Annotated in this window: 15 protein-coding genes; 12 read left to right on the forward strand and 3 right to left on the reverse strand. The window is 43.7% G+C overall.

All coding sequences use genetic code 11. The annotated features are described in order from the left end of the window. The first annotated feature begins 122 nt into the window (after positions 1 to 122). Complete coding sequence (locus G6R08_RS17890; protein ID WP_163529895.1) at positions 123 to 983, forward strand: MurR/RpiR family transcriptional regulator; 861 nt, start codon at positions 123 to 125, stop codon at positions 981 to 983. Between the two features lie 50 nt (positions 984 to 1,033). On the opposite strand, the gene G6R08_RS17895 is transcribed toward G6R08_RS17890, so the two are convergent. After that, on the reverse strand, positions 1,034 to 1,237 hold the full coding sequence (locus G6R08_RS17895) for a hypothetical protein (RefSeq protein ID WP_163529897.1): 204 nt from the start codon (positions 1,235 to 1,237) through the stop codon (positions 1,034 to 1,036). 488 nt (positions 1,238 to 1,725) lie between these two features. Here G6R08_RS17895 and G6R08_RS17900 point away from each other — a divergent pair, with 488 nt between their 5' ends. From G6R08_RS17900 to G6R08_RS17910, 3 genes are read left to right on the forward strand one after another with little or no spacing between them, the layout of a single operon-like run. Then, positions 1,726 to 2,982 carry a DNA polymerase IV gene (locus G6R08_RS17900; RefSeq protein ID WP_163529898.1) on the forward strand — a complete coding sequence of 419 codons (1,257 nt, stop codon included), beginning with the start codon at positions 1,726 to 1,728 and terminating at the stop codon, positions 2,980 to 2,982. A gap of 14 nt (positions 2,983 to 2,996) precedes the next feature. Beyond that, positions 2,997 to 3,224: a WYL domain-containing protein gene (locus G6R08_RS17905; protein WP_163529900.1), complete on the forward strand. Its 228-nt coding sequence runs from the start codon at positions 2,997 to 2,999 to the stop codon at positions 3,222 to 3,224. Further along, positions 3,224 to 3,562, forward strand: a complete 339-nt coding sequence (locus G6R08_RS17910; RefSeq protein ID WP_163529902.1) for a YolD-like family protein — start codon at positions 3,224 to 3,226, stop codon at positions 3,560 to 3,562. Before G6R08_RS17905 ends, G6R08_RS17910 begins: the two co-directional genes overlap by 1 nt. 15 nt (positions 3,563 to 3,577) lie before the next feature. Here G6R08_RS17910 and G6R08_RS17915 read toward each other — a convergent pair whose 3' ends face one another. Next, positions 3,578 to 4,252 (reverse strand): DUF421 domain-containing protein, encoded by a 675-nt coding sequence (locus G6R08_RS17915; protein WP_163529904.1) that lies wholly within the window; start codon positions 4,250 to 4,252, stop codon positions 3,578 to 3,580. A gap of 169 nt (positions 4,253 to 4,421) precedes the next feature. On the opposite strand from G6R08_RS17915, the gene G6R08_RS17920 reads away from it, so the two are divergent. Genes G6R08_RS17920 through G6R08_RS22005 form a run of 4 tightly spaced genes read left to right on the forward strand, consistent with a single transcriptional unit; the run spans position 4,422 to position 8,445 of the window. Continuing rightward, entirely contained in the window at positions 4,422 to 5,981 is a 1,560-nt protein-coding gene (locus G6R08_RS17920) for a spore germination protein (protein ID WP_240339768.1), read from the forward strand. Next, positions 5,978 to 7,084: a GerAB/ArcD/ProY family transporter gene (locus G6R08_RS17925; protein ID WP_163529906.1), complete on the forward strand. Its 1,107-nt coding sequence runs from the start codon at positions 5,978 to 5,980 to the stop codon at positions 7,082 to 7,084. Before G6R08_RS17920 ends, G6R08_RS17925 begins: the two co-directional genes overlap by 4 nt. Continuing rightward, positions 7,077 to 8,258, forward strand: coding sequence for a Ger(x)C family spore germination protein (locus G6R08_RS17930; protein WP_163529908.1), 1,182 nt, complete (start codon positions 7,077 to 7,079; stop codon positions 8,256 to 8,258). Before G6R08_RS17925 ends, G6R08_RS17930 begins: the two co-directional genes overlap by 8 nt. Before the next feature lie 19 nt (positions 8,259 to 8,277). Further along, entirely contained in the window at positions 8,278 to 8,445 is a 168-nt protein-coding gene (locus G6R08_RS22005) for a hypothetical protein (protein WP_205439437.1), read from the forward strand. A gap of 44 nt (positions 8,446 to 8,489) precedes the next feature. Here G6R08_RS22005 and G6R08_RS17935 read toward each other — a convergent pair whose 3' ends face one another. Continuing rightward, the gene (locus tag G6R08_RS17935; RefSeq protein ID WP_163529910.1) at positions 8,490 to 8,792 is read right to left on the reverse strand and encodes a hypothetical protein; all 303 of its coding nucleotides are present in this window, start codon (positions 8,790 to 8,792) and stop codon (positions 8,490 to 8,492) included. A 175-nt stretch (positions 8,793 to 8,967) separates the two neighbouring features. Between G6R08_RS17935 and G6R08_RS17940 the strand changes: the two genes are divergently transcribed. The 4 genes from G6R08_RS17940 (at position 8,968) to ilvN (ending at position 13,219) form a co-directional block, all read left to right on the forward strand. Beyond that, entirely contained in the window at positions 8,968 to 9,261 is a 294-nt protein-coding gene (locus G6R08_RS17940) for a holin (protein WP_240339769.1), read from the forward strand. Between the two features lie 427 nt (positions 9,262 to 9,688). After that, complete coding sequence (gene ilvE, locus G6R08_RS17945; RefSeq protein ID WP_079529482.1) at positions 9,689 to 10,594, forward strand: branched-chain-amino-acid transaminase; 906 nt, start codon at positions 9,689 to 9,691, stop codon at positions 10,592 to 10,594. A 391-nt stretch (positions 10,595 to 10,985) separates the two neighbouring features. After that, complete coding sequence (ilvB, locus tag G6R08_RS17950) at positions 10,986 to 12,701, forward strand: biosynthetic-type acetolactate synthase large subunit (RefSeq protein ID WP_163529912.1); 1,716 nt, start codon at positions 10,986 to 10,988, stop codon at positions 12,699 to 12,701. After that, the gene (gene ilvN / locus G6R08_RS17955; protein ID WP_079529484.1) at positions 12,698 to 13,219 is read left to right on the forward strand and encodes an acetolactate synthase small subunit; all 522 of its coding nucleotides are present in this window, start codon (positions 12,698 to 12,700) and stop codon (positions 13,217 to 13,219) included. The genes ilvB and ilvN overlap by 4 nt, the downstream gene beginning before the upstream one ends. Positions 13,220 to 13,332 lie beyond the last annotated feature (113 nt).

Genomic DNA, 13,332 nt, shown 5'->3' on the forward strand with positions numbered 1-13,332 from the left:
ATATACTTCATTTTACATCGATAAAGTAAACTTGTGAATAGTTAATTTCTTTTATATAATTAATATGAAATTTATATTTCATAAATAGCTAAAGAATTTCATAGTAAAGGAATCGATATAGTATGGAAGACAATGTTTATCAGCTTATGGCTGAAAAAATTTCATTAATGAGTAAATCACAGAAGAAAATAGCTTCCTATGTATTGGAAAATACCAGCACCGTCCCATTTCTAAATGTAGCTAAACTGGCGGCGGAAGCTGGAGTTAGTGAGGCAACGATCGTGCGGTTTGCTGTCTTTCTAGGATACTCCGGCTACCCAGAATTTCAGCAGGCTATGCAGCACGCTGTTAAACAGCAACTGTCCACGACAGAAAGACTGAAGTTGTCTTCAGAAATGGGGGAAGGAAGAGAGCAGACGATCTATGATATGTTCCACCATGATCAGGAAAACATTCGCATGACGATGGAGCAACTGGATAAAACAGCTTTTTTCCAAGCGGTTGAAGCATTGCTTGAAGCAAAAACTATTTATATTTCTGCGAATCGAAGTGCCGCTTCACTCGGTGTATTTCTTCAATACTATCTAAGTATTTTGCTAGGCAACACTGAAAGAGTCGGGACGGTGGAAAACAGTGCGGAACAGTTATACGAACTAGGGAAAGGGGATGTGGTCTTCGCGATTAGTTACTCCCGTTATACACGAAGTACGATCAACATGGCAGCTTACGCAAAACAGCAGGGAGCGACAACGATCGCCCTTACCGACTCTTTGTTATCCCCACTCATTCCGCATGCGGATGTGGCATTGACAGCCTCAAGCCAGCTTCCGACATTTATTGATTCTTTTGTGGCGCCTTTCAGTGTAGTCAATGCGCTGGTAGCGGCGGTTGGGAAGGAAAGAAGGAATGAAGTAGAGGAGCGTCTTGAGAAATTTGAAGATATCTGGGATAAGCTGGATATTTTTTATAAGGAAGAAGATTAAATACAAAAACACAACCCTGCATGAGGTTGTGTTTTTTTTCGCTATCCGAGCTATAGGCTCTGATTGTCTTCTTTAGAGTTCTTTAATAACGCCATCGTCTTGCGTACATACGCAAAGGCTAAATAGCCGAATCCGATCGCAAGCAGCCCGCATAGTACCACCCAGGCTCCGTTCAGCCATTGTGGAACAAAGAGGGTAAGGAGCGTTAACAGCACCGCTGCGACCATGAAGGCAGATAACAATCGAACAATCATAAGGATCCCTCCATGATTTAATCTATTTCCTTTATTATAACGCTTCGGAAGTACTTTTGTCGAAGAGGGGGGCTGGAGAAAATTAGAACTAGTTTAAGAAATAGAGGAACTACACTGCATGGTTTTGTTCATCTGTCGCCGCGTCTGAAGGAGTCTTTGGTGAACATGTCGTGTGCTTTGTCGGCTATTTCTAAATAAAAGTCGACGGTTTCCTGTTCATCTTTAAAAGCTTCTGCGACTCCCTCCCTATATGTGTTCGGGCATTCTTTAGGTGATTTGAGGGACAGGTTGTCTGCTTGTCAGGATGATGTAGATTTTCTTGAAAGTTTCCAAATGGTTCTTCTCATCTTGACGGATTTCGTGAATCTGCTGCTTCTTTTCCTCTTTTTCGATTCTGCTTTTTTTAAGAGTGGATTAACTTTCCTGTATACAACGTGAGGCTTCTGGCATACAATAAGAACAAATGTTCGTGCGAAAGGTGAGGAATAATGGACTATTCAATTTATCCTAGAAATGATGTCTTGTGCATTGATATGAGATCTTTCTATGCAAGTATAGAGTGTGTCAAGCGCGGTCTTGATCCGAAAACCGCATTGCTTGCCGTGGTGGGGGATACAAGCAGGCGCGGCAGCATCGTTCTGGCTGCTTCTCCTTCTCTAAAAAAGAAGCATGGAATCAGTAATGTCAGCCGCTTCTTTGAATTGCCGGAGGACCCGGAGCTGGTGATTGCTCCGGCGCATATGGGCGACTATCTGGCTGTATCTGTAGAGATTACAAAGATGATGAAGAATTTTGTCCCCAAAGAAGCGATTCATGTGTATTCAGTGGATGAGTTATGGGTGACAGTGAACGGTTTGCGGACGCTTTATGGTTCTCCTTATGAGATTGCTGAGCTGATTCAGTCCCGGATTCGGGAACAGTTTGGAATTGAGTGTGTCGTCGGCATTGGGGATAATAAGTTTTTGGCAAAAGTGGTCATGGATATTCATGCGAAAAAAGCGAGTGACGGGATTGCCGAATGTCGTTATGAGGATGTCGAGGAGTTGTTATGGCCGTGTGACATCCATGAAATATGGGGGATTGGTTCACGGATGACGAGAAACTTGAATCGTATGGGCATTGTGACGCTCGGGCAGCTGGCGAAACATCCGTTGAAATACTTGAAGAAGAACTATGGGATCATGGGTGAACAATTATATTGGCACGCTTGGGGGATTGACCTCAGTCCCGTCTATGGAAATTTTGTTAAAACGGAACAAAAATCATATGGCCACGGAATTACTTTGCTGAGGGACTATCAAAAAGAGGAGATCTTTGCCTGTCTGCTTGATCTGTGTGAAGAAGCCTGCCGGCGGGCCCGTTATGATGACAAGGAAGGCAGGACTGTACACCTGGGCATCGGTTATTCAACCGAAACAGGGGGCGGGTTCAGTCGATCATTATCTGTGCAGATGCCGACAAATTCTACGATGGAGGTTTACCATATGTGTCTGCGTCTATTCAATCGGTTTTACGATGGCTCAAGCAAGATTAGGAGAGCTTCTGTAGCCCTTACCAATTTGGGAGAAGAAACAGATGTTCAGCTGAGCCTGTTTGAAGATCGGTCAAAAGAGAAAGCACTCGGGGCTGTGATGGACACGATTCGTGACCGCTATGGATCGACAGCTTTGCTGCGAGCCAGCAGCTATACGAGCGGCGGGATTATACCTGAACGCAGTCAAAAAATCGGCGGTCATTACGCCTAAAAGGGGTGAAAGAGATGAAAGGGTTGCTGATTCGTGCAATTGAACAAAAACAAAAGCTGGAAATGATTTATTTGGATGCAGACGGCCACATGTCACAAAGAACCATCAGAGTTCTTGAGGCCAGGGAGGAGGATATTCTTGCTTATTGTTATTCACGGAGAAAAGTGCGAACGTTTAAAAAAGCTAGAATATTGTCTCTAACCCCTTTAATGCTGCAGCGAAGACGATTGGAGGCACAATAATGGAAGATCGAAATCGGGATAGAGGGACAATCAAATGGACATCGCTAATGCTGCCGGAACACGTGGAACTTATTAAAGAAGTCTGGCAGGAAGATGAAGGAGTTCCGAAGAAGATGATCGATGAACAGCAGGCTGAGGAGAATGAGCTGGCTCTCCAGCGTGCAATCCAAGACGGGTTACTCGTCAGGATCACTTATTACAATGGGTTTAATTATAGCGATAGGAAAGCGAAGGTATTGCATCTAGACCCTCATAGAAAAAAGATGTCCTGCATGAGCACCGGCAATGAACGCATAACGATTGAGTTTGAGCAGATTTATGAGGTTGTGCTGGTATAAGGTGGTGAAGATTTATTAGTACGTTTGCACAAATAACCCATCATCTTTCAGCCACTCGGCTATGAAAATCGTTTGGGGATCGGAAATACCCTGGGCGTTAAGTTGTGTTTGTAACCAGACTTCATCAACACCTAAATCAGCCAGTTCATCCTTTAGTACTTTCCCATCCCGGATCAGGGTGACAGGGACATGGACGGAGGTAATAGACATATTGAAATCCCCTTGTGTTGTTTTTTGATACTTCGTTTTTTTCAGGATACTGATGGACCCGTTTGCTTCTAAATAACAAAAAGCTACTTCCCGTAAGGAGAAGGTTTCACTTTGTCTGAGCAAGCTCTGCAGTTGATTCAGGTTCATACGGTTTTTCTTTAATTCCTCCCGATCTACAACTCCATTTTTTATTAAAGCGGACGGTTTTCCTTCAGAAACACCTCGAAAGGGCAGAAACTTTTGCCCAAGGTATTCTACCAGGAATAATAACACTCCCCACAAGCTCACAGAGTAGATAATATAGAGGACGCCAATTTTATGATCGTAGAGGGCGTTTCCCAATAACTCGCCCAACACGATCGATGCGATAAAGGTAAAGGGAGTAATGTGACTAATAATTTTCTTACCGACAAACTTCACGATGATAAAAAGCAGAACAAATCCTATCAAAAGCTCTGTGGTCAGATAGATAAATTTCATCCCTAATAGCTCCTATCTTAGTTGAAAAGTCAACCTTAGGGTTCCCGGTTACAGAGGGTTATACCACTACTTGGGTTCAAGGTGCGAAAACTGTCGATCATGGATAGATTCTCAAGGTATAAAACTTATATAGTAGGTCAACAATTCTATTATGTGAGGGGGATTGTCCGTGTTTTTTAAATCACCTAAAAGAAATAAGACAAAAGAGCAAGATCATTCAAAGCAGGAGGACTTCTCCATTGAATTGTCAACGAGTTTGGAACAGAACATCGTTACGGTTAAAAAAATGCTGGATCAGCCAGGCGATCTGATAACCAGACCTTTTGTTATCGGAGAAACGGGTCCTGCTTTTGCCATTATTTATATAGATGGTCTAACCGATACAAAAGTAATAAACGAAAGTATTATGAAAAATCTCCAAAGTGGAGTCGATGAAATCAGGAAAGGATCTGAGGAGACAGAAACGGCCTTATTAGATAGATTGTCGTATCATTTCATTTCAAGTGCCACTGTAAAAAAGGTGACGACACTAGACGATGCATCACTGGCTATTTTATCAGGTGAAACAGCACTTTTCGTTGATGGGACAGACGAGTTATTAATTATCGATACAAAAGGCTGGGAAGACAGAAGCATTGAACAGCCTGTTTCTGAAGGGACCATCCGCGGACCGAGAGATGCATTCACGGAAAACATCCGGACGAATACGATGCTGATCCGCCGTCGTATTCGGGATGCAAATTTACGGTTTAAATCACATCAAATTGGACGACGCTCAAAAAATAATTTAACGGTTGCTTTTATAGATGGTATCGTTCATCCGGATCTAATCAAAGAGGTTAACAGAAGGCTTGAGACCATTGATTTAGATGATGCTCCGGAGTCAGGTTATATCGAGGAATGGATTGAAGATAGTTTTCTATCACCTTTTCCACAGATGCATAATACGGAGCGGCCGGACAAGGTGGCTGCGGCGCTGACGGAGGGAAAGGTGGCGATTCTGCTTGATGGGACGCCATTTGTTCTAATTGCCCCCGCTACATTTGGGGCTATGATGCATTCCCCGGAGGACTATTATGAACGCTGGATGATCGGGAGCTTGCTGCGGACGTTACGGTATTTTGCTGCGTTTCTTGCTGTTTTTTTACCTGCTTTGTATATTGCACTCGTTTCTTATCATCCAGGGCTGATTCCGTCAAAACTGGCTTTTTCGATTGCGGCGACAAGGGAAGGACTCCCATTTCCCGCTGTAATTGAGGCCTTTTTAATGGAACTTACGATGGAACTCCTTCGTGAAGCCGGGATCCGTTTGCCTAAGCCTATCGGTCAAACAATTGGAATTGTAGGTGGTTTGGTCATTGGAGAAGCGGCTGTGTCCGCTGGTATCGTCAGTCCGGTTATGGTGATTATTGTGGCCGTTACGGCGATAGCTTCATTCTCACTGCCTAGTTATAGTTTTGCGATTTCGATTCGGATGTTGCGTTTTGGATTCATGATTGCAGCAGCCTTTCTAGGCCTTTATGGGATTATTCTTGCTTACATTCTCGTTAATATTCATATTGTCAATTTAAAAAGTTTTGGGATTCCCTATTCTACGCCGTTTGCTCCTGGATTTAAATCAGATTGGAAAGACTTGGTGCTGCGCTTTCCGATCCCAATGATGACCAAACGTCCTAAGTTCATGCAAACAGAAGATGATACACGGATCGATAAGGAGGGCAAATCATGAAGTCATTTGAATATGCCGATGAAGAAATCGGTAATAGTGAAATCGGTTATGTGATCCCCTCTGTTGTCATTGGTGCAGGCATTCTATCCTTACCGCGTGTTTTGGCGGAAGATACGGTAACTGCCGATGGATGGGTGCCTATCCTCGTGGGAGGCGGGATAGCGGTTCTGTTCACCTGGGTAGTGGCAAAACTGGCGTCGCGCTTTCCGAAGCAGTCGTTTCTTGAGTATAGTTCCGTACTCGTTTCTAAACCGCTTGCCTTTGTTCTAACAGCATGTATAGCATTATACTTCATGGTTTTTGCCTCTTATGAAATTCGTTTCGTTGCAACGTTATCGCAACAGTACTTATTCGCTTCGACCCCCAAAGAGGTATTATCTTTCGTTTTTCTGCTTGTGGTCACGTATGCAGTTGCAGGTTCCAGGGTGGCCCTATTTCGATTGCATCAACTTTTTCTCCCTATCATTATCGGCATATTATGTATTGTTTTATTGATGACACTGCCACTTATTGAAGTGAACCATATAATGCCCCTTTTTAAAACAGATTGGAAGGGATACTTGCAAGGAACAAAATCTACGCTGCTGTCTTTTATGGGGTGGGGGGTCTTGTTATTTTATACAGGCTTAATGAATAAGCCGAAAAAAGCCGTTAAGGCGGGTATGATCGGCATGTGCGTACCGGTTATTTTATATGTACTTCTTTATTTATCGGCCATTGGAGTAATGTCGAATACTGTAGCAGCAAACCTCACTTATCCTACCAATGAATTAGCAAAAGTAGTGGAGGTGCCAGGCGGGTTTTTTGAACGGATGGAAATTATATTTTTCACCATATGGGTGATGGCACTTTTTACGTCATCCATTGTATTCTTTGACGTTTCAGTGATGGCCATAAACTCTCTTTTTAAAAAGGTGAAAAAAGTAAAGTTGGTTCTTATTTTGGCGCCTGTTATTTACTTGATGGGTATGCTGCCGCAAAACCGACTCCAGCTTGCAAAAGTAAGTGAGGGTCTTGGATATACGGGCATTTGTGTCTCGGTCATTATTCCGGCATTATTGCTCATTCTGGCTAAGTTTAGGGGGATAAGAGGAGATGGGTAAAAGAACACTTAATATCATGCTGGCTAGTCTATTCCTCGTATTCCTTACTGGATGCTGGGATCAAGTTCAAATTGAGCAGCGCGGTTTTGTTCTTGGTGCAGCGATTGACCTGAAAAATGCTCCCTCAAACGGTGATCTTTCCTTTGCCTTAACCTATCAAATCGTAGCACCTGGAGGTATGGGAGGAGGGAAGGCCCAGGGGCAGAGCGGACAGCAGAAGCCTTTTTTTAACGTGACTGCTCGGGGGGGCAACATGTTTGATATCACGAGAAATATGGCATCAGAAACGAGTCGAACGCCCTATCTCGGACACAACCAATTAATTATTATTTCAAGCGAAGCGGCAAAAATACCTCACGCGTTTGCAAATATATTAGACCTTTTTCTCCGCGATCATGAAATGCGGAGAACCGTGAAAGTGTTGATTGCCGCTGATCAAGCTAAGGGTGTGTTCGAATTCAAATCTCCAACCGAGAAGCTGCCAGTTTCCCACATTGTTTCCATTACAGAAAATGCACGTAAAAATATTGCGATTGCTCCTCCGTTAGAAATTGGGGAGGTTCATGAATATCTGCTGATTGGCAGAAGTGTAGCTGTTCCTCTCATATCCATGTCTTCACAGGATAAAAAGCCCCAAATCAATCGGGCGGCTGTGTATCATGGCCCTTCCGAAAGAATGGTAGATATTCTTAGCAGCGAGGAGACCAAGGGACTGAATTTAATTAAGGGAAAGGTCCAAGGAGGGGCGGTCACGATTGAGGTAGAAGGACGATCGGTCGTTTACGAGATTAGACGTGCTAAATCGAGTATTGTGCCAAAAATTAATGGGAAAGATGATATTAAGTTTAACGTATCGATTGAAACAGAAGGAAGGATTGCAGAATCGTTTGCAAATATCGATTACAAGGATCCTGCTAATGTTTCTAAAGTGGAGAAAAAAGTAGAAAAGGAGCTTGAGCGATTGGCAGCGGTCGCTTTAGAAAAGCTGCATGAGGATTTACAAGTTGATGTATTCGATTTTGGCCGTTATGTAAAAAGGGCTGACTATCAGTTGTGGATGTCAATCAAGGAGGATTGGGATTCAGGAGAAAATTATTTTTCTCAAAGTACCATTACTGTTCAAACAGATACAGTCGTAAGAAGCGAAGGCTCTGTACTGGATACAGAGGAGTAACTGAAGTGGAGGAGAGCACATGTGGGATTATATTGTAGGCCGGTTCCCAACCACAATGATTATTGTTTGTACGGCGCTTTCTTTTCTAATCCCAATGGCCGTATATAAAGTGAATCAAGCTATCCATCAACACGGGGACCCTCCTTGGAAAAAGAATAAAGACAAGCAGACGAATCAATCAAAGTAAATTATGTAAGAGGGCTTTCGACCCTCTTTGTAAATCATCATGATTTAAGTGTTTGGAGAATTGGGGGCATCCTCATAAGGCTGTTCTGTATCTTTGCCTTTTTCGTCATGCGTTGGGTGCGACCCGGGTACTTGCCGCGGCAAATTCTGGTGCAAGTTGCGGTTTTCGTAGGTGAAGGCGCTATAAAACTGCTGATCACCTTCCCATGGGGTTTCCTTATTTTCAACCGGTGCTTTGTCATTAACCGGCGCTCCATAAGCTCCTTCCACAAACTCTTCAGACATTAAAAAGTTACGCTGTGTTTCCACATTTGAGAAATCAGTGTATTGTCTTTTTCTACGTGCCATCCTAACACCTCAAATCATTTGATTTACTTATAGTGTTGCCCGTGATGAGAAAATTTATTATGAGGAGACAGAGGTAGGACAAATGGTAGTTCCTCAACTGTGGATTAGGAATAGAATAACGTAAAGGCAGGAATTATACACTTCCTGACATTCATGAAACAAGAGGGATTGAACCATGGAAAATGAAATCATGCAGCAGGTTCTCCTTTTCACGACAGTGATTAGTCCATTTGTCTTTGGCGTCATTGAAGTAGTGAAAAAAGCGTTTCGGATTCCTAAAAACTATATTCCGCTATTAAGTGTGGGGGTTGGTTTATTAGCCGGGATCGCGGCATTTCCGTTCACAGATATGAGCCTGATGCTCAGAATTTGGGCAGGTGTCGGAGCTGGATTATCCGGAACCGGCCTGTTTGAGATCGTTAAGAAACGTAAAGGTTTTTCAAAACAGGATAGCGATACAGAAGAATAGTCACACGTTTAGTATGCGTGTGACATTTTTGTGACAAAAAAAGAAGGATAAGCCTAGTTGTGATGGGCTGTCTCATGGTAAAGGAGGGCAGAAATAAATTGGGTTTTTGAGATAAATAAGAAAAAAACTCAAACAATAAATAGTTCGGAATCCTTTTCATAGCTTGAATGTAAACGCTTAACTTAAAAAGCGAATAATCTAATAGTTCAGAAAACTTTTTAAAAACCTGTTGACCTTCTGCGAAAATGGAGTTAAAGTAGTCCTCAATCAACTTCATCGCTTTCAAAAGATTGCGCCTAGTTGATTCATGTGGAAGACCGACCCCGGACCCTGACAAATGTAGGGAATTCTTACACAGGGTCCCCCATATTAATTAGTATCTTTGCCCATTTTAAACATTAAACTACTAAAGAAAGGAGTGCTTTGAATGAGCAGCCAGTGGATTTATTTAAGTGGCGAATACGTCGACAAAAGTGAAGCCGTTGTGTCAGTTTATGACCATGGTTTTCTCTATGGAGATGGGGTGTTTGAAGGTATTCGTGTCTATGACGGCAATATTTTCAAACTGGAAGAGCATCTAAATCGTCTCTATGATTCAGCAAAGTCCGTAATGCTTCACATTCCATATGAAAAGGAGGAACTGGAGCAGATTATTGCTGAAACTGTCCGCAAGAACCAACTGGAAACGGCGTACATTCGTGTGGTTGTCTCTAGAGGCGCCGGCAACCTCGGGCTGGACCCGACGAGCTGTGCTGAGCCACGAGTGGTTGTCATTGCCGAAGCACTTGCTTTATTTCCTAAAGAATTATATGAGCGGGGAGTTCGCCTGGCTTCTGCATCAAGCCGCAGAAACAGACCAGATATACTGCCTCCCCAAGTGAAATCATTAAATTATTTAAATAATATCCTGGTGAAAATGGAAGCCAATCAAGTAGGTGTGGATGAAGCGCTTATGATGAACGATCAAGGATATGTTACGGAGGGTTCGGCGGATAACATTTTTATTGTTAAGAATGGCACGATCTACACTCCTCCGGTGTACCTTGGAGCGTTGGAAGGCATCACTCGCAATGCAATTATCGATCTTGCAGAGCAAAAAGGTTATAAAATGAAGCAGGAACCGTTCACGAGGCACGATGTTTATGTGGCGGATGAAGTCTTTTTAACAGGCACGGCTGCTGAAGTGATTGCAGTCGTAGAAGTGGATCAGCGAAAAGTGGGTGACGGAAAGCCTGGAGTCGTTACGAGCCATTTACTATCTGAGTTTAGAAAAATTACGACGACTGATGGCGTTCAAGTTTACCCGTCTAAAAATAAAGAGCAAGTAAGCTAGAAACAAAATTTAGTAAACAACTGAATCCAAAAACTCGAAGACAGGAATAAAGGAATAAGATCAAGCTTTCCCAGAGAGCCGGGGTTGCTGGAAGCCCGGAATTGCTGCTTATTCTGACATCATCCTTGAGTGTCCCGACTGAACGATTTCGTTAAGTAGGTGGGACCAGGTGTTAAAAAAACACCTGTTATCAAAATGAGAGCTTGAAAACGATAAGCTCCTTAAGGCGTACGATTGTACGCGAATGAGGGTGGTACCGTGGAATAACAAGAAGACCTTTTCACCCCTCTTTCTCTCTACCAATCTGTGTAGAAGATAAGAGGGAGGAAAAGGTCTTTTTTTATAGCTAAAGTGATCAACACTATTACTTTTTAGGAGGGATTAAAAATCTATGAAGGCTGAAGCAACTCACAACGTGAAGACAGCACCACGTACGGGAGCAGATTTGTTAGTAGAGGCACTAATCGAACAGGGGGTTGATACATTATTTGGATATCCGGGTGGAGCTGTACTCCCGGTTTATGATGCAATTTACCGAGCTGGAGAGTCATTTGATCATATATTGCCACGTCACGAACAGGGCGCAATTCATGCAGCTGAAGGCTTTGCACGAGTATCAGGGCGTCCGGGAGTTGTAATCGGCACTTCAGGTCCGGGTGCTACCAACTTAATTACCGGAATTGCTGATGCAATGATGGATTCTCTGCCGGTTGTCATTTTCACCGGGCAAGTGGCCAAGGGAGTGATCGGAACCGATGCCTTTCAGGAATCGGATGTGATGGGAATTACCACACCGATTACGAAGCACAACTACCAGGTTCAGCGCATCGAGGAGCTGCCAAGGGTCGTTAAAGAGGCGTTTCATATCGCCACAACAGGGCGCCCGGGACCGGTTGTAGTGGATATCCCAAAAGATATTTCTTCAACCGTTCACGAAGCAAAAGTGGATGCAAGCTTCCACTTACCGGGTTATCAGCCGACACTTAATCCGAATCCGCTGCAAATCAAAAAGTTACATGATGCCTTACTGCAAGCGAAAAGGCCAGTGGTTTTGGCTGGAGCGGGCGTCATTCATGCAGGTGGATCAGAGGAACTCAGCAAATTCGTTGAGACTTATGAACTGCCGGTAACGACAACGTTATTAGGATTAGGGAGTTTTCCAGGCAGCAGCAGGCTCTCACTAGGTATGGCAGGGATGCACGGGACATATACAGCGAACATGGCGCTGTACGAAAGTGACTTGCTCATCAACATCGGGGCACGATTTGATGACAGGCTGACAGGGAATTTACAGCACTTTGCTCCACACGCGAAAGTCGCTCATGTCGATATTGACCCCGCGGAAATTGGTAAGAACGTTGCGACGAATATTCCAATTGTATCGGATGCAAAAACTGCTTTAGAAGCGCTGAATCATCACCCTTCTGGAAAACTTGAACACAGTGACTGGCTCGAAAAAACGCAGTCTAATAAAGATGAATACCCACTATGGCATCAAGACTTTGATTCCGAAATTGCACCTCAATGGCTAATGAAAAAGGTCCATGACTATACGAACGGGGATTCGATTGTAACGACCGATGTCGGCCAGCATCAAATGTGGGCTGCACAGTATTACAGTTTTCACCAGCCTAATCGCTGGGTCACATCAGGCGGGCTCGGAACGATGGGATTTGGCTTTCCGGCAGCGATCGGAGCACAAATTGCCGATCCAAATGCGAAAGTCGTATCCGTTGTTGGAGATGGCGGTTTTCAGATGACGATGCAAGAACTTTCGCTTCTTCAGGAAAGGAAGCTGCCTGTTAAAGTCGTTATCGTTAATAACCAAGCGTTAGGGATGGTAAGACAGTGGCAGGAGAGTTTTTATGATAAACGCTACTCTCATTCGATTATTGAAACGCAGCCAGATTTTGTAAAGTTAGCGGAGAGTTATCAGATACCGGGCTATCGTCTTGATTCGAGGGAACAGGTAGAGGAAATTCTTCCGAGGGTATTAAATGATCCTCATCCAGCCGTTATTGATTGCCGGGTCATTCAAGAAGAAAATGTCTATCCAATGATTGCACCAGGAAAAGGGCTGCATGAAATGATCGGGGTGAAACGATGAAACGTATTGTCACAGCGATCGTTCACAATCGAAGCGGTGTGTTAAACCGTGTAACCGGCTTACTTGCTAAACGGCAATTTAACATTGAAAGCATTTCAGTAGGCCGCACCGAAACAGAAGGCATTTCCAAAATGACCTTTGTGGTGGAGATCGAGGATGAACGAAAGCTTGAACAGTTGACGAAACAGCTGAATAAACAAGTAGATGTCTTAAAGGTTTCTGATATTACAGATAAAGCAATCGTCGCTCGTGAGCTGGCAATGGTGAAAGTCATCAGCAATCCGCAAGTTCGCAGTGAGATCCAGGGTATCATTGAACCGTTCAGAGCAACGGTGATCGATGTCAGCCGTGAGAATACGACGATTCAAGTAACGGGGAACTCCGACAAAGTGGATGCACTGATTGACTTGCTTCGCCCATACGGAATCAAGGAATTAGCGAGAACAGGCTTAACCGCCTTCACCCGGGGCCACCAAAAGCAAGTAGCAGAAATTAAATCTTACTCATTACTAAAATAATTGTTTTTATTGATGAGTTTATGAAAAGTAAACCGATGATATAGAGGTTGATTGGCGCGGAAGGTGCGAGACTCCTGAGGGAGAAGCGGGACAGGTGAGACCCCGCAGGCGCA

It is taken from the genome of Halobacillus ihumii (assembly GCF_902726645.1).
GTDB lineage: Bacteria > Bacillota > Bacilli > Bacillales > Halobacillaceae > Halobacillus_A > Halobacillus_A ihumii.

Bases quoted from the DNA above. Each gene is read 5' to 3' on its own strand.
- ilvB (WP_163529912.1), top strand. From the start codon at position 10,986: ATGAAGGCTGAAGCAACTCACAACGTGAAGACAGCACCACGTACGGGA.
- G6R08_RS17900 (WP_163529898.1), top strand. From the start codon at position 1,726: ATGGACTATTCAATTTATCCTAGAAATGATGTCTTGTGCATTGATATG.
- G6R08_RS22005 (WP_205439437.1), top strand. From the start codon at position 8,278: ATGTGGGATTATATTGTAGGCCGGTTCCCAACCACAATGATTATTGTT.
- G6R08_RS17930 (WP_163529908.1), top strand. From the start codon at position 7,077: ATGGGTAAAAGAACACTTAATATCATGCTGGCTAGTCTATTCCTCGTA.
- ilvE (WP_079529482.1), top strand. From the start codon at position 9,689: ATGAGCAGCCAGTGGATTTATTTAAGTGGCGAATACGTCGACAAAAGT.
- G6R08_RS17890 (WP_163529895.1), top strand. From the start codon at position 123: ATGGAAGACAATGTTTATCAGCTTATGGCTGAAAAAATTTCATTAATG.
- ilvN (WP_079529484.1), top strand. From the start codon at position 12,698: ATGAAACGTATTGTCACAGCGATCGTTCACAATCGAAGCGGTGTGTTA.
- G6R08_RS17925 (WP_163529906.1), top strand. From the start codon at position 5,978: ATGAAGTCATTTGAATATGCCGATGAAGAAATCGGTAATAGTGAAATC.
- G6R08_RS17910 (WP_163529902.1), top strand. From the start codon at position 3,224: ATGGAAGATCGAAATCGGGATAGAGGGACAATCAAATGGACATCGCTA.
- G6R08_RS17895 (WP_163529897.1), bottom strand. From the start codon at position 1,237: ATGATTGTTCGATTGTTATCTGCCTTCATGGTCGCAGCGGTGCTGTTA.
- G6R08_RS17935 (WP_163529910.1), bottom strand. From the start codon at position 8,792: ATGGCACGTAGAAAAAGACAATACACTGATTTCTCAAATGTGGAAACA.
- G6R08_RS17940 (WP_240339769.1), top strand. From the start codon at position 8,968: ATGGAAAATGAAATCATGCAGCAGGTTCTCCTTTTCACGACAGTGATT.
- G6R08_RS17915 (WP_163529904.1), bottom strand. From the start codon at position 4,252: ATGAAATTTATCTATCTGACCACAGAGCTTTTGATAGGATTTGTTCTG.
- G6R08_RS17905 (WP_163529900.1), top strand. From the start codon at position 2,997: ATGAAAGGGTTGCTGATTCGTGCAATTGAACAAAAACAAAAGCTGGAA.